Raw genomic sequence first — 14,168 nt, 5'->3', positions numbered from 1 at the left:
GAGCCTATGGAATTCCGCACCGCAGGGGTCATCGGCGCCGGCGCCTGGGGCACGGCCCTGGCCCAGGTCTGCGTCCGCGCGGGGCTGGACACGACCTTGCAGGCGCGCGAGCCGCAGCTGGTCGAGACCCTGGCGACGACGCGGGCCAATGATCTGTACCTGCCGGGCGTGTCCCTGGCCGAGGAACTGAAGTTCACCGCCGATCTGGCGGACCTGGCCGATTGCGACCTGATCCTGGCCGTGCCTCCGGCCCAGCATATGCGGGCGACCCTGACGGCCTTCGCCCCCCATCACCGCGCCGGGGTTCCGGTGGTCCTGTGCTCCAAGGGCGTCGAGCGTGGCACGATGAAACTGATGACCGAGGTGCTGGCGGAGACCCTGCCGAACGCCCCGGCTGCCGTTCTGTCCGGCCCCAGTTTCGCCGGCGAGGTGGCCCGCGGCCTGCCGACGGCCGTCACCCTGGCCTGCGCCGACGCGGCCCTGGGTCAGGCTCTGCTGAACACCCTCTCGGCGCCGGGCTTCCGCCCCTATCTGGCCACCGATCTGGTCGGGGCCGAGGCGGGCGGGGCGTTGAAGAACGTCCTGGCCATCGCCTGCGGCGTCTCCGAAGGACGTCAGCTGGGCCGCAGCGCCCATGCCGCCCTGATCACCCGGGGCTTTGCGGAAATGACCCGGCTTGCGGTGGCCATGGGCGGTCAGGCCGAGACGGTGGCGGGCCTGTGCGGCCTGGGCGATCTGGTCCTGACCTGTTCCAGCCCCCAGTCGCGCAACATGAGCCTGGGCCTCGCCCTGGGCCAGGGCCAGACGATCGAACAGGCCCTGGCGGGCAAACGGTCGGTCGCCGAAGGCTATGAGAGCGCGCCAGCCGTGCGCGCCCTAGCCGCCCGCCTGGGCGTCGAAACCCCCATCGCCGAGGGCATAGCCGCCCTGCTGGCCGGAGAGATCACCGTCGACGGCCTGATCGACGGCCTGCTGTCGCGTCCGCTGAAGGCCGAGCGTGTCTGAAGCGGCGCCGACCGAGCGCCAACGGGTCTGGAAGACCCCGCCGGGCGTCGCCCTGTGCGCCGAGACCGATATCGCCGATCCCGGCTCGCGCGGCTTCGTGCTCCAGATCGGCGAGGCCTTCTTCCACGGCTTCGTGGTGCGCAAGGCCGGGGCGGTGGCCGGCTGGGTCGACCGTTGCCCGCACGCCGGATTTCCCATCGCGGTCGAGCTGGACCGCTATCTGACGCCGGACGGCGCCCTGATCCTGTGCGGCTGGCACGGGGCGGTGTTCGAACCCCTGACCGGCGAATGCCGCGGCGGCCCCTGCGCCGGCGCCCGGCTGACGCCCTGGCCCGTGACGGCGGCCGACGGGATCATCCGCACGGCGTGACGGCCACCGTCTCCTCCCCACTTCGTGGGGAGGTGGCGCGACGCCTCTTCAGCGTCGTGACGGAGGGGTTCTTCACCGCATCACCGATGTCCGTGGGACTTCCAGAGCCCCTCCACCCCCGCGCAAGAGGCGCGGCGGTCCCCCTCCCTGCAAGCGGGGAGAGACGGACGAGGTCTCAGTCCAGCGGCTGCGGCCGGGTCACGACCGGCGCGTCGGGATCGGTCTGGGCCGGACGTGCGGCGGTCGGAGCGGGCGGAACGATGACCAGAGGCGCGGTCTCGACGATCAGCGGCGCGGGCTGGGGCGTCGCCACGACCGGCGCCTGCGTCTGGTTCTGCGTCGGGGTCTGCGTCCGGGGCGCGGGCGTCGTGCGGGCCGGAGCCGTCGCGGCGTCTGGCGCCGGAGCGACGGGCGCGTCTGCTTCCGGCGTCGTTTCCACGGGTTCGGGTTCGACCGCCGGAACCGGCTGAGGCGTTTCGACGACAGGCGCGGCCACGGCGGGCGTGACCGTCTCGGTGGGAGGCGCGGAGGGCGTGACCGGCGTCGGGCTGGGACGCAGGGCGAACCACAGGCCGCCGCCCAGGACCAGGACGGCCAGAACGCCGGCCCCGACATAGAGCGGCAGGCGCGACGGACGCTTGGCCGGGGCGCGGGCGACGCTGGGTGCGACCGGCTCGACCAATGGCGCTTGGACCTGGGGCGCTTCAACCTGGGGCGTCTCGACGACCGGCGCCGTCGAGCGTTCGACGATCGGTTCCGGCGGGGTCGGCTCCGCGCCGGGCAGCGGACGCACCGTCAGGTCCGTCGCGGCGGGCGCCGGTTGCGGCGCGGGCTTGGGCGGGGTCGGCAGGGGCCCGGCGCCGGGCCGCGCCTGCGGGATCAGCGAGCCGCCGAGGATGCTGCCGCCGGGACGCGGGGCGGGCGGCGATCGCCGGGGCTGGAGACTGCCCTCGAGCGGGTTTTGACCCTGACCGAGACCCTGCCCCTGGCCTTGGCCCAGCGGCGTCTTCAGCGGCGGCCGGTTCGGAATCCGGTCAAGCGGATTGGGGGCGACCGGCACGGGGCCGACGTGGAAGGTCGTCGCCGGCATGCGGCCCCAGGTCACCTGTTTGCGCGCAAAGGGCTCGGGCGCCCCTTCAGGCTGGGCGTTCGGCTCGGTGGACGGAATCTTGGGGGCGTCGGACATGCAACTCTAATCGCTGGCGATCTGGCCGGTTTCGTGACGGTTCAGGTCTTGAGGCGATAGCCTGTCTTGAACATCCACATGACCACAGCGAGACAAACAGCGAAGAAACCGACCGTCGCCGCCACGCTGATGCCGATAGCGACGTCGCCCTGGCCGTAGAAGGTCCAGCGGAAGCCCGAGATCAGATAGACCACCGGGTTGAACAGGGCCACGGTGCGCCAGCCCTCGGGCAGCATGTCGATCGAATAGAAGGAACCGCCCAGGAAGGTCAGGGGCGTCACGACCAGCATCGGGATGAAGTTCAGCTGTTCGAAACTGCCGGCCCAGATGCCGATGATGAAGCCGAACAGGCTGAAGGTCACCGAGATCAGCACCAGCATGGCCAGCATGGCCACGGGGTGCAGCACCTGCAGCGGCACGAAAAAGGCCGCCGTGGCCAGGATGATCAGGCCCAGAACCGCCGACTTGGTCGCCGCCGCCCCCACATAGGCGAGCACCACCTCCAGCGCCGACACCGGCGCCGACAGGATCTCGTAGATGGTGCCGGTGAATTTGGGGAAATAGATGCCGAAGGAGGCGTTGAAGATCGACTGGGTGAACAGGCTCAGCATGATCAGGCCCGGCACGATGAAGGCGCCATAGGCGACCCCGTCCACCGCCTGCATCCGGCTGCCGATCGCGCCGCCGAAGACGACGAAATACAGGGCGGTGGTGATGACGGGCGTGACGATGCTCTGCCAGACGGTGCGCAGCGCCCGGGCCATCTCGAACTTGTAGATGGCCCAGACGCCATATCCGTTGAAACTCATCAGGCGGCTTCCCCATCGCGGTGGACCAGGCTGACGAAGATGTCTTCCAGCGAGCTCTGGCGGGTGTTCAGGTCCTTGAAGCCGATCTCCAGCCGGTCCAGCCGACGGATCAGCGAGGGCACGCCGGTGTCGTCGGCGTTGGCGTCGAAGCTGTATTCCAGTTCGCCCCCGTCGGGGCTCAGCGTCAGGTCCCACTCGGACAGGTCGGCCGGCAGTGCGGTCAAGGGCTCGACCAGGTTCAGCGTCAGGGTCTTCTTGCCCAGCTTCTTCATCAGGGCGGTCTTTTCCTCGACCAGGATCAGTTCGCCCTTCAGGATCACCCCCACCCGGTCGGCCATCTCCTCGGCCTCCTCGATATAGTGGGTGGTCAGTATGATGGTGACGCCGCGCTCGCGCAGCTTTCGCACCATGATCCACATGTCGCGGCGCAGTTCGACGTCCACGCCTGCCGTCGGCTCGTCCAGGAACAGGATGTCCGGCTCGTGGCTCAGGGCCTTGGCGATCATCACCCGGCGCTTCATACCGCCCGACAGGGTCATGATCTTGGCGTCCCGCTTGTCCCACAGCGACAGGTCTTTCAGGATCTGCTCGATCAGGGCCGGGTTCGGCGCCTTGCCGAACAGGCCCCGACTGAAGGTGACGGTGGCCAGGACGGTCTCGAAGGCGTCGGTGGTCAGTTCCTGCGGCACCAGACCGATCTTGGTCCGCGCGGCGCGGAAATCTTTCCTGATGTCGTGACCGTCGGCGACCACCGTCCCCGTCGTGGCGTTGACGATGCCGCATACAATGGAAATCAGGGTTGTCTTGCCGGCGCCGTTCGGTCCCAGCAGGGCGAAGATCTCGCCCTTTTCTATCGTCAGGTCGACGTGCTTCAACGCCTGAAGCCCCGACTTGTAGGTCTTGGTCAGGCCTTCGATCTCGATAACCGGCATCGGCGCTCCCTAGCCCAGGGGCGCGGATGCGCCAGGCGTCGTCGTGGCGGGAATATGGCGTGCCTTGTCCACGGCTCAAGGGGGCGCCGGCGTCGGAAATCTCGAGAAGCTGATGTTAACCTAAAACGCGGCACTCTGGCCGCTTCCATCGCCCGTCGTCGGGAGTGTCTCTTGTCCTCGCTGTCCGCAGCCCATCGCGCGGCCCTGCAAGCGGTCGTCCAGGCCGCGCCGGACGCCGTCCTGGCGCAGCTGGGCGTCGCCGCGCCGGCGCTGGGGGGAGGCAAGGCGGCGGAACTGGCGTCGCTGGTGGCCGAGGAGGTTCGCGACCGCGCCCGGCGCGACATGGCCTTCGGTCCTCTTGTGCCGTTGTTCCAGGCTCGCACCGACGGCATCCCGGCCCTGGTATTCCCCCACGCCGTCCTGACAAGGGTCTGGCGCGAGGCGAGGGCGGGGGAGGAGGCTTTTCTGGCATTGCTGGACGGAGCGGTTTCCGTCGACGGCGAATGGACCCTGGCGGCCGACCGTCTGTGCGCGCGCGCCGCGGCGGTGTTGCGGGACCGTCCGGAAGACGTCTGGCCCCGTCCCGCGTCCGTCGATCAGGCGCGGGGCGCCCCGGCCGCCACTCCGGCGGAACTGGCCGGCTGTTTCGACCTGGTCGCCCTGGCGCGGACCGCCGTGCCGCGCCTGCCGGTCTGGCTGGAACGGCCCGACGACAACCAGGCGGCGGGACTGCGGCTGCTGATCCAGGACTGTCTGGCGATTTCGCCGGACGGCGGGCGGCGGATGATCGACATTCTCTTCGCCCATGTCGCCGACGCCGAGCGGATGCTGCGGGTCGTGACGCGGACCAGCCGCCTGGCCGACGCCGAGTCCATCCTCAGTCATTCCGAAATGGGGGTCTTCGTCGAACGCCTGCTCGCCTCGGTCCAGACGCGCGTCCGGCGCATCGCCGCCGGCCTGTCGCCGCGGGATGGGGCTGACATGACGCCGGTGGTCGAGGACGCGGCCTGGTGCGCCGGCGTACTGGCGGAAATGGACATGTGTCTTCAGGTGCGGCCGGACTCGCCCTGGGGCAAGGCCGCGCGGATGGCGCGGGTCGAGGTCGCCGGACAGTTGTCGGGCCTGATGAAATCGACCTCGGCCGCGGTTCACGCCGCCCTGCCGATGAAACGCCAGGTGCTGGCGGGCCGCATGACGCGCCTTTGCCCCTGGCTGGAGGCGCCGGCCAAGGGCGAGCCGATCGAGGCGGCCGCCGCCCTGCTGTCGGCGGTCGCGGGGCTGCGCGGCGCGGCCGTCACCTTCGGGTGCGAGGCGGATCGCATGGCGCTGAAGACGGAACTGACCGACTATCTGTCGACCTGGGCCAACGAGGCTCTGGACAGTATCGCCGACGGCGATGTCGCCGATTCGGATACGGCCCTGCGTCTGGTGGGGACGGCGGCGCGCTTCCTGACCCTGATCGAGGCGCTTGAGGCGGCCCGGGCCGTACGCCGTCGCGCCGCCGCCGCCGAGGCCGCCCGCGCCATGTATCCCAAAGGCGACGGCTTTACGGGATCCGGCGTCACGGGGGCCTCGCCCGCCGCCGCCTGATGCGATAGACGGCGAGGATGATCGCCTTCTGGATAATGACCGGCCTGGCGGCGGCGATGGCCGCCCTGCTGGTGCTGGCCGGGGCGCGACGCGGCGCCGATCCCAGGGCGGGCGTCGAGGCGGATGTCGGCGGGCGCGAACTGGACGAACTGGACCGGCTGAAAACGCGCGGCCTGCTGGACGAGGCCGCCCACGTCGCCGCGCGGGCCGAGGCGGGACGGCGACTGCTGGCGGGCCGGGTCGCGGCGGCGCCGGTCGTCGGACACCATGATCGGCTCTGGGTGCTGAGCGGCATCGCGGCGACGGCTGCGGGCGCCCTTGTTCTCTATGTCCTGACCGGCTCGCCCGGCCTGCCGGACCAGGCCTATGAGCGGCGCGTCGACGACTGGGCGAACCGTCTGGACACGCTGGAGCCGGCCCAGCTGGCGGCCGTCACCGCGCGGGTGGTGGAACAGCGGCCCGGCGACCGTCAGGCCCTCGCCATGCTGGGCGCCGCCCGGTTCGCCGCCGACGATCCTCTTGGCGCCGCCTCGGCCTTCCGCCGCCTGATCGAACTGGATCCGACCGACGCCCAGGCCTGGGCGCGGCTGGGCGAGAGCCTGGTGCGGGCCAATGACGGCCAGATCGGCGGCGACGCCGAGGCCGCCTTCCGCGAGGCGGTGAAACATGATCCCGACCAGCTGGGCGCCCGTTTCTTCCTGGGCGAGGCGGCGCTGCGCCGGGGCGACGCGACGACGGCCCGGGCCATGTGGACGCCGCTGATCGCCGCCCTGGACCCGACCGACCCGCGCCGGATCGACCTGGAGCGGCGGTTGCCGGCGGGGACGCAATGACGCGTTGGTCCGGCGGGGCGGCGCCGGTATATGCGGTCGGTCTGTCCTCCGAGCCCGGATCGTCCGCCGCATGAGTTGGCTGCCCAAATCGCCAAAGGCGCGCCGTCGCCTGTGGGTCGTCGCGGCCGTGGCCCCGATCCTGGCCCTCGCGGTCGGCCTGTCGCTGTGGGCCATGCAGGACAGCGTGACCTTCTTCTATTCCCCGTCCGAGGCGACCGCCGACAAGGCGCCCCAGGGCCGCAACATCCGTCTGGGCGGCCTGGTCGAGACCGGCAGCGTGGAAAAGACCGGCGACGGCGTGGTGGCCTTCACCGTCACCGACAACGCCGCCACGACCCGCGTCGTCTATCACGGCGACCTGCCCGACCTGTTCCGCGAAGGCCAGGGCATCGTGGCCCAGGGGGCCTTCGGCCCTGACCGCGTCTTCCACGCCAGCCAGGTCCTGGCCAAGCACGACGAGAACTACATGCCCCGCGAGGTCGCCGACCGGATCAAGGCCAAGGGCGAGTGGCGGCCGGAGGCGGAGCGCTCAAGCAGGCCGCAGGCCGGTAGCGCGCAAGACATGCGCTCAAGCAGGCCGCAGGCCGGTAGCGCTACGGAACATCTATGATCGCGGAACTCGGGGCCTTCGCCCTGGCCCTGGCCCTGGCCCTGTCGATCCTCCAGACCGGCCTGTCCGCAGCCGGGCGCGCGCGCCGCAGTCCGGTTCTGGCGGGCGCAGCCCAGGGCGCGGCCCTGGCGGCGGCAGGCGCTGTAGCGCTGAGTTTCGCGGCCCTGATCCACGCCTTCGTCGTCTCCGACTTCTCGGTCTCCAATGTCGCGGCCAACAGCCACACCGACAAGCCGATGTTGTACAAGGTCGCCGGCGCCTGGGGCAGTCACGAGGGTTCGCTGCTGCTGTGGTGCCTGGTCCTGACCGTTTTCGGCGGCGCCTTGGCTCGGGCGCGCGGCCTGCCGTTCGGATTGAAGGCCTCGGCCGTGGCGGTGCAGGGGGCGCTGGGGGCGCTGTTCCTGGCCTTCGCCGTCTTCACCTCCAGCCCCTTTACGCGTCTGGACCCCGCGCCCTTGCAGGGAGCGTCGCTGAACCCCCTGCTGCAGGACCCGGCCCTGGCCGTGCATCCGCCGCTGCTCTACGCCGGCTATGTCGGCTTCTCGGTCTGTTTCTCCCTGGCCGTCGCGGCCCTGATCGAGGGGCGGGCCCAGACGGCCTTCTGGCCCGCCTGGGGGCGCTGGGTCCGGCCCTGGGCCCTGGCCAGCTGGGCCCTGCTGACGGTCGGCATCACCCTGGGCTCCTTCTGGGCCTATTACGAACTGGGCTGGGGCGGCTGGTGGTTCTGGGATCCGGTCGAGAACGCCTCCTTTATGCCCTGGCTGGCCGGCGCCGCCCTGTTGCACAGCGCCGTCGTCACCGAGCGGCGCGGGGCCCTGGCGGGCTGGACCGTCTTTCTGGCCCTGCTGGCCTTCACCTTCTCGATGCTGGGCGCCTTCCTGGTGCGGTCGGGCGTCCTGACCAGCGTCCACGCCTTCGCCGTCGATCCGCAGCGGGGCCTGATGCTGCTGGCCATCCTCGGGATCACCGCCGGCGCCGCCTTCGCCCTGTTCGCCTGGCGCGCGCCCCAGCTGAAGGGCGGCGGCCTGTTCGCCCCCGTCAGCCGCGAGGGCGCCCTTGTTCTGAACAACCTGTTCCTGACGGCCGCCGCCGCCACGGTCCTCTTGGGCACCCTCTATCCCCTGATCCTCGAGGCTGTCTCCGGCGCGACCATCTCGGTCGGCCCTCCCTATTTCGCCGCCACCTTCGTACCGCTGATGACGGTCGCCTTCCTCATTCTGCCCGCCGGGCCGCTGCTGGCGTGGAAGCGCGGCGACCTGACCGGGGCGATGCAGCGGCTGGCGGTCGCGGCGGGTCTCTCCGTCGCCTTCGCCCTACTGGCCTATGCGTTGTGGGAACCCCGTAAGGCCCTGGCCGCCGCCGGGATCGGTCTCGGCGCCTGGCTGATCCTCGGCGCCCTGGCCGAGGTCGCCGAAAGGGCGCGGCTGTTCCGCGTCTCCGGTCCCGAGACCCTGCGCCGCCTGAAGGGCCTGCCGCTCGGCGCCTGGGGCATGAGCCTGGCCCATCTTGGCCTTGGAGTCTTCATCCTGGGGGCGGTGGTCGAGACCGGCTCCAAGGCTGAGACGGCGCGCGCCCTGTCGATCGGCCAGAGCCTGTCCGCCGGCCCCTGGACCGTGACCCTGGACGATGTCCGCGTGATCGAGGGGCCGAACTATCTGGCCGAACAGGGCCGACTGACTGTGCGGGCGACCGACGGCCGGGGCCGGGCGACACCCGTCACGGCCGAGCGCCGCTTCTTCCCCGCCGGCGGCCAGACCACCACCGAGGTCGGGCTCGATTTCCGGGGGCTGGACGACGTCTATGTGGTGATCGGCGAACGGGCGGGAGCGCTGGACGCCCCGGCCTGGGTCGTGCGTCTGTACTGGAACCCCGGGGCGCGGCTGATCTTCCTGGGCCCGATGATCATGGCCCTGGGCGGCCTGTTGTCCCTGCTGGACCGCCGTCTGCGGCTCGGCGTCGGCGCGCGACGGAGCCGGTCGACATGAGGCGGCTTGCGATCCTCCTGGCCGCGCCGCTCCTGGCCCTGATGCTGACGGCCGCCGAACCGGCCGCCGCCCCCGACCGTCCGCTGACCGATCCGGCCCAGGAGGCCCGCGCCCAGGCCCTGTTCGAGGATGTCCGCTGCGTGGTCTGCCAGCACGAGGCCATCGCCGACAGTCCGGCGGGCGTGGCCGGCGACATGCGCCGCCTGATCCGCGAACAGATCGCCGCCGGCGCTTCCGACCAGGCGGTGCGTCGGGATCTGGTGCGCCGCTTCGGCGACTATGTCCTGTTCACCCCCCCGGTGCGGGTCGGAACCTGGCTGTTGTGGTTCGGTCCGCTGCTTCTGGTCGTGCTGGCAGGGGCGGTTCTGGGGCTGCGCGCGCGCCGCTCGACGACCGAGGTTGCGCCGCTTTCGCCGGAGGAGGAAGATCGGCTGGCGGACATTCTCCGAAATGAGAAGCTTCGCCGCGATCCTGACGCAACCTCGCCTCACGACGGGCGCTAGTCAGGACCATCCATCGAACGCCGGAATTGGCGCCAGGGCCGTTCGGCCTATATCAATCGCGAAGACGGGGCGGTTTCGCCCCGACAGAAGATCGCAAGGACCACGATGCTGAAGCGTAAAGAGTTCATTCTCGGGGCCGCGGCCGGCCTCACCCTCGCGGCGGCGGCGACCGCGGGCGGCGTCATCAGCTGGCCCGGCGCCCACGCCGAGCCCCAGGCGGTGAACCGGATCAGCCCGGTCCCCGCCAATGGCGACAGCTTCACCCCTCCGCCCGGCGCGCCCAACAGTTTCGCCAACATCTTCGATCAGGTCGCGCCGGCCGTCGTCCAGATCGACGTGACGGTCAAGGTCGACCAGCCCCAGGGCGGCGTCTTCCAGATCCCCGGCTTGCCGTTCCAGTTCGTGCCGCCCCAGGGGCGCGGCGGCCAGGGCGAGGACGTCGAACCCCAGACGACCCAGGGCGCCGGCTCGGGTTTCTTCATCTCCCAGGACGGCTTCATCGTCACCAACAATCACGTCGTCGCCGACGCCACCGAGATCAAGGTCAAGATGTCGGACGGCCGCGAACTGCCGGCCCGTCTGATCGGCCGCGACCCCGGCACCGACCTCGCCGTGATCAAGGTCGAGGGCGATGACTTCAAATACGTCAGCTTCGAAGAGACGGCCGAGCCGCGCGTCGGCGACTGGGTCATCGCCGTGGGCAATCCCTTCGGCCTGGGCGGCACCGCCACGGCCGGCATCGTCTCGGCCAAGGCCCGCGACATCGATCCGACCGGATACAACGAGTACATCCAGATCGACGCCGCCATCAATCGGGGCAACTCCGGCGGCCCGACCTTCGACATCCACGGCCGCGTGATCGGCGTGAACTCGGCCATCTATTCGCCGACCGGCTCCTCGGTCGGCATCGGCTTCGCCATCCCCGCCGAGGTCGCCAAGTCCGTCACGTCCCGCCTGATGCAGGGCCAGACGATCGAGCGCGGCTATGTCGGCGTCGCCATCCAGAATCTGCCGGATGGTGCGGCGGAAGCCCTAGGCCTGCCCGCCAGCATCAAGGGCGCCTATGTCGGAGAGGTGACTGCGGACGGCCCGGCCGAGCGGGCTGGTGTCCAGGTCGGAGACGTCGTCATTCAGGTGAACGGTCGCGATATCGACGGATCCTCGGAACTCCGTCGGATGGTGGCGGCCACCGATGTCGGTCAGACCGTTCGCTTCACCGTCTTCCGTGACGGTCGACGTCAGGAGATCGCGATCCGCGCCGTCAAGCGGCCGTCGGATGAAGAGCTGGATTCCTCGACGCGCGAGGGCGGTCCTTCCGCGACGCCGGGAGCGACAGCCAACTCGACGGTCGAGGGCATGAAGGTGGCGTCCCTGACGCCCGCCGTGCGCCAGCGTTACGGTCTGCCGACGGATGTCGAGGGCGTGGTTGTCGTCGAGACCGTCCCTGGCTCCAAGGCCGCGCAACTGGGCATTCCGGCCGGTGCGGTCATCCAGCGCGCCAACAACCAGGTCGTCAACTCCCCTGCCGATCTCGAGAGGGCCATCACCGCCGCACGTGGCGCGGGCCGCCCCGGCGTGCTGCTCATGGTCCGGACGCCGAACGGCGCGACCTCGGTCGTTCTCGAACTGCCGAAGAACTGATCGGCATTCTGACCAAGGCTTAACTCACTGAATCGCCGCCGATGGGATACCATCGGCGGCGGTTTTGATTCCGGGAGGGGTTTGATGCGGATTCTGGTGGTCGAGGACGACGCCGAGGCGGCGACGGCCATGGTGCGGGGCCTGTCCGAGGCCGGCCATGAGGTGACCCATGCGGTGGACGGCGCCTTCGGCCTGCTGGAGACCCAGAAGGGCGGCTATGACGTCTATGTCGTCGACCGGATGATGCCGCGCCTCGACGGCGTCGGCATGGTCGAGACCGTCCGTAAGGGCGGGGACCAGACCCCGGTCCTGTTCCTGTCCGCCCTGGGCGAGGTCGAGGACCGGGTCACGGGCCTGAAGGCCGGCGCCGACGACTATCTGGTCAAGCCCTACGCCTTCGCCGAACTGATCGCGCGGGTCGAGGCCCTGGCCCGCCGGCGCGAGACCGGCGGTGTCCAGACCGTGCTCAAGGTCGGGGACCTAGAGATGAACCTGATCGCCCGCACCGTGCATCGCGGGGCCACCGAGATCGACCTGCAACCGCGCGAGTTCCAGCTGCTGGAGTTCCTGATGCGCCACGCCGGCCAGTCGGTGACGCGCACCATGTTGCTGGAAAAGGTCTGGGAATATCATTTCGACCCCCAGACCAATGTCATCGACGTCCACATCAGCCGCCTCCGCTCCAAGATCGACAAGGGCTTCGACCGGGCCATGCTCCAGACCGTGCGCGGGGCGGGGTATCGGTTGGAGGCGTAAGGGCATTTATTCTCCCTCCCCCTCGGGGGAGGGTGGCCGCGCAGCGGCCGGGTGGGGAGGGCAGGGCGACATGGCGATCATTGCTCGAGCCCGCGCGATGCGGAAGACGATGACGCCCGCCGAAGCCCGTCTGTGGATCGCCCTACGCGCCCTTCGGTCGGAGGGGCTGCATTTCCGGCGGCAGGCGCCTCTTCGCGGCTACTATCTCGACTTTTTCTGCTGGGCTCGCGGCGTGATCGTGGAAGTGGACGGCGATTCTCATCTGGTCGAAGATCGAGCAAGACAGGATCGCGTTCGCGACGCTGTCTTCGCGAGAGAGGGGTTGGTGACGTTGCGCTATGACAACCTCATGGTCAGGGACCAGTTGGCGCGCATCGTCGAGGACGTGCGTGCGTCTTGCCTTGCCCGCCCCACCCGGTCGCCGCTGCGCGGCGACCACCCTCCCCCGCAGGGGGAGGGAGAACCCTCTTAACCATGCGCCTCCCCTCCCTCCTTCGCCGCACCCCCTTCCGGCTGACCCTGCTGTTCCTGGCCCTGTTCGTGGCGGCGGCGGGGGCGATCCTGGCCTATGTCTATTTCGCCTCGGCGTCCGAGGCCCAGGCCCGCGCCCGGACCGATGTGGAGACCGAGCTGGAGGCCCTGACGGCCATCCATCGGACGCGGGGAATCGACGCCCTGAACCAGGCCCTGGTCGAACGGACGATCCGGGGCGGTCCCTATCTGTATCTGCTGACCGGGCCGGACGGCCGGATCGTCACCGGCAATCTGTCGGTCATGCCTTTCGATCTGCAGGAGCAGCGCCGGATCGGGGCCGGCGAATGGAGCACCTTCCGCCTGACCAGCACCGATCCGGACGGTCGGGTCGAGAACCGCCGCTCCATCGGCGTGATCATGCCGCTGGCCGGCGGCGACACCCTGTTCGTCGGCGAGGATATCGGCGGGATCGAGGAATATCTGTCGCGCCTGACCCAGGCCCTGTGGGGCGCCATGGGCCTGGTCATGCTGCTGGGCCTGGCGGGCGGCCTCTACGTCAGCCGACGGGTCGAAAGCGCCATGGGCGGGCTGAACCGCGTGGTCCAGGCGGTGCAGGACGGCGACCTGAAACAGCGGGCGGTGATCCGCCACACCGGCGACGAACTGGACGAACTGGGCCAGGGGCTGAACACCATGCTGGATCGGCTGGAGGGATCGATGGCCTCGATCCGACACGCCGGCGACGCCATCGCCCACGATCTGCGCTCGCCCCTGACGCGGATGCGGGCCAAGCTGGAGGTGGCCCTGATCGACGCCGAGGCGGGCAAGATCGACGGGGTCGACGCCCTGGGCATCGCCCTGGACGAGGCCGACCATCTGCTGAAGACCTTCAACACCGTCCTGGCCATCGCCCGTCTGCAAGCCGGGGGCGCGCCGGATCCCAAGTTGATGGACGCCTCGGAACTGGCCGCCGACATGGCCGAGCTTTACGAACCGGCGGCCGAGGACAAGTCCATCGACTTCTCTGCCGAGGTCGAGACCGGCCTGATGATCGAGGGCAACCAGCCCTTCCTGGCCCAGGCCCTGGCCAATCTGATCGACAACGCCATCAAATACACCCCGGCCGGCGGGGCGGTGAAACTGCGGGCGCGGCGACGGTCGTCGGGCGAGATCGAATATTCGGTGACGGACACCGGGCCGGGCGTGCCGGAAGAGGACCGCGAACGGGTGGTCCAGCGGTTCGTGCGCTTGGACAACAGCCGCACCGAGCCGGGCTCTGGCCTGGGCCTGTCCCTGGTCACGGCGGTGGCCGAGGCCCACGGCGGCCGGGTGGTGCTGGACGAAGGCCCCGGCGCCTACGAAGGTTTCGGGCCGGGACTGCGCGTGGCCCTGGTCCTGCCGCCGGCGAGCCAGGGTTAGTTCTCTCCGTTCATCCCGGGGGCCCAGTGCTTTGGGCGCGCGGCCTTGTGATCCG

The 14,168-nt window shown here is 70.2% G+C and carries 14 protein-coding genes; 11 read left to right on the top strand and 3 right to left on the bottom strand.

The genetic code is table 11. The features are described from left to right. Window positions 1-6 precede the first annotated feature (6 nt). Together H2037_RS10430 and H2037_RS10425 are read left to right on the top strand one after the other, a co-directional pair. Window positions 7-1,005 (top strand): NAD(P)H-dependent glycerol-3-phosphate dehydrogenase, encoded by a 999-nt coding sequence (locus tag H2037_RS10430; protein WP_292121296.1) that lies wholly within the window; start codon window positions 7-9, stop codon window positions 1,003-1,005. Continuing rightward, a complete protein-coding gene (locus tag H2037_RS10425; protein WP_292121294.1) occupies window positions 998-1,375 on the top strand; it encodes a Rieske (2Fe-2S) protein in 378 nt (125 codons plus the stop codon). The genes H2037_RS10430 and H2037_RS10425 overlap by 8 nt, the downstream gene beginning before the upstream one ends. Window positions 1,376-1,550: 175 nt before the next feature. On the opposite strand, the gene H2037_RS10420 is transcribed toward H2037_RS10425, so the two are convergent. Genes H2037_RS10420 through H2037_RS10410 form a run of 3 tightly spaced genes read right to left on the bottom strand, consistent with a single transcriptional unit; the run spans window position 1,551 to window position 4,302 of the window. Further along, window positions 1,551-2,561: a hypothetical protein gene (locus tag H2037_RS10420; protein ID WP_292121291.1), complete on the bottom strand. Its 1,011-nt coding sequence runs from the start codon at window positions 2,559-2,561 to the stop codon at window positions 1,551-1,553. A gap of 41 nt (window positions 2,562-2,602) precedes the next feature. Beyond that, a complete protein-coding gene (locus H2037_RS10415; RefSeq protein ID WP_292121289.1) occupies window positions 2,603-3,370 on the bottom strand; it encodes an ABC transporter permease in 768 nt (255 codons plus the stop codon). Then, window positions 3,370-4,302 (bottom strand): ABC transporter ATP-binding protein, encoded by a 933-nt coding sequence (locus H2037_RS10410; protein WP_292121287.1) that lies wholly within the window; start codon window positions 4,300-4,302, stop codon window positions 3,370-3,372. The genes H2037_RS10415 and H2037_RS10410 overlap by 1 nt, the downstream gene beginning before the upstream one ends. A 171-nt stretch (window positions 4,303-4,473) precedes the next feature. Between H2037_RS10410 and H2037_RS10405 the strand changes: the two genes are divergently transcribed. The 9 genes from H2037_RS10405 to H2037_RS10365 all read left to right on the top strand — a co-directional run bounded on the left by H2037_RS10405 (window position 4,474) and on the right by H2037_RS10365 (window position 14,113). Next, window positions 4,474-5,892 (top strand): hypothetical protein, encoded by a 1,419-nt coding sequence (locus tag H2037_RS10405; RefSeq protein WP_292121284.1) that lies wholly within the window; start codon window positions 4,474-4,476, stop codon window positions 5,890-5,892. A 17-nt stretch (window positions 5,893-5,909) separates the two neighbouring features. Further along, the gene (gene ccmI, locus H2037_RS10400; protein WP_292121281.1) at window positions 5,910-6,725 is read left to right on the top strand and encodes a c-type cytochrome biogenesis protein CcmI; all 816 of its coding nucleotides are present in this window, start codon (window positions 5,910-5,912) and stop codon (window positions 6,723-6,725) included. Between the two features lie 70 nt (window positions 6,726-6,795). Continuing rightward, window positions 6,796-7,335, top strand: a complete 540-nt coding sequence (gene ccmE, locus H2037_RS10395; RefSeq protein ID WP_292121278.1) for a cytochrome c maturation protein CcmE — start codon at window positions 6,796-6,798, stop codon at window positions 7,333-7,335. Further along, window positions 7,332-9,320: a heme lyase CcmF/NrfE family subunit gene (locus H2037_RS10390; protein WP_292121276.1), complete on the top strand. Its 1,989-nt coding sequence runs from the start codon at window positions 7,332-7,334 to the stop codon at window positions 9,318-9,320. The genes ccmE and H2037_RS10390 overlap by 4 nt, the downstream gene beginning before the upstream one ends. Beyond that, window positions 9,317-9,823: a cytochrome c-type biogenesis protein gene (locus H2037_RS10385; RefSeq protein WP_292121273.1), complete on the top strand. Its 507-nt coding sequence runs from the start codon at window positions 9,317-9,319 to the stop codon at window positions 9,821-9,823. The genes H2037_RS10390 and H2037_RS10385 overlap by 4 nt, the downstream gene beginning before the upstream one ends. Before the next feature lie 105 nt (window positions 9,824-9,928). Beyond that, the gene (locus H2037_RS10380; RefSeq protein WP_292121268.1) at window positions 9,929-11,464 is read left to right on the top strand and encodes a Do family serine endopeptidase; all 1,536 of its coding nucleotides are present in this window, start codon (window positions 9,929-9,931) and stop codon (window positions 11,462-11,464) included. Window positions 11,465-11,548: 84 nt separating this feature from the next. Then, entirely contained in the window at window positions 11,549-12,220 is a 672-nt protein-coding gene (locus H2037_RS10375; RefSeq protein ID WP_292121265.1) for a response regulator transcription factor, read from the top strand. 70 nt (window positions 12,221-12,290) lie between these two features. After that, window positions 12,291-12,692, top strand: coding sequence for a DUF559 domain-containing protein (locus H2037_RS10370; RefSeq protein ID WP_292121262.1), 402 nt, complete (start codon window positions 12,291-12,293; stop codon window positions 12,690-12,692). A gap of 2 nt (window positions 12,693-12,694) precedes the next feature. Beyond that, on the top strand, window positions 12,695-14,113 hold the full coding sequence (locus H2037_RS10365) for an ATP-binding protein (RefSeq protein ID WP_292121259.1): 1,419 nt from the start codon (window positions 12,695-12,697) through the stop codon (window positions 14,111-14,113). Window positions 14,114-14,168 lie beyond the last annotated feature (55 nt).

The organism is Brevundimonas sp. (genome assembly GCF_013912065.1).
In the GTDB taxonomy this organism is placed as follows: Bacteria; Pseudomonadota; Alphaproteobacteria; order Caulobacterales; family Caulobacteraceae; genus Brevundimonas.
Note: the sequence above shows the minus strand (reverse complement) of the source record. Positions and strands in the feature narration are given on the sequence as shown.

Excerpts from the sequence above, each read along its gene's own strand:
- H2037_RS10415 (WP_292121289.1), bottom strand. The coding sequence starts at position 3,370 with ATGAGTTTCAACGGATATGGCGTCTGGGCCATCTACAAGTTCGAGATG.
- H2037_RS10370 (WP_292121262.1), top strand. The coding sequence starts at position 12,291 with ATGGCGATCATTGCTCGAGCCCGCGCGATGCGGAAGACGATGACGCCC.
- H2037_RS10410 (WP_292121287.1), bottom strand. The coding sequence starts at position 4,302 with ATGCCGGTTATCGAGATCGAAGGCCTGACCAAGACCTACAAGTCGGGG.
- H2037_RS10375 (WP_292121265.1), top strand. The coding sequence starts at position 11,549 with ATGCGGATTCTGGTGGTCGAGGACGACGCCGAGGCGGCGACGGCCATG.
- ccmE (WP_292121278.1), top strand. The coding sequence starts at position 6,796 with ATGAGTTGGCTGCCCAAATCGCCAAAGGCGCGCCGTCGCCTGTGGGTC.
- H2037_RS10365 (WP_292121259.1), top strand. The coding sequence starts at position 12,695 with ATGCGCCTCCCCTCCCTCCTTCGCCGCACCCCCTTCCGGCTGACCCTG.
- H2037_RS10380 (WP_292121268.1), top strand. The coding sequence starts at position 9,929 with ATGCTGAAGCGTAAAGAGTTCATTCTCGGGGCCGCGGCCGGCCTCACC.
- ccmI (WP_292121281.1), top strand. The coding sequence starts at position 5,910 with ATGATCGCCTTCTGGATAATGACCGGCCTGGCGGCGGCGATGGCCGCC.
- H2037_RS10430 (WP_292121296.1), top strand. The coding sequence starts at position 7 with ATGGAATTCCGCACCGCAGGGGTCATCGGCGCCGGCGCCTGGGGCACG.
- H2037_RS10390 (WP_292121276.1), top strand. The coding sequence starts at position 7,332 with ATGATCGCGGAACTCGGGGCCTTCGCCCTGGCCCTGGCCCTGGCCCTG.
- H2037_RS10385 (WP_292121273.1), top strand. The coding sequence starts at position 9,317 with ATGAGGCGGCTTGCGATCCTCCTGGCCGCGCCGCTCCTGGCCCTGATG.
- H2037_RS10420 (WP_292121291.1), bottom strand. The coding sequence starts at position 2,561 with ATGTCCGACGCCCCCAAGATTCCGTCCACCGAGCCGAACGCCCAGCCT.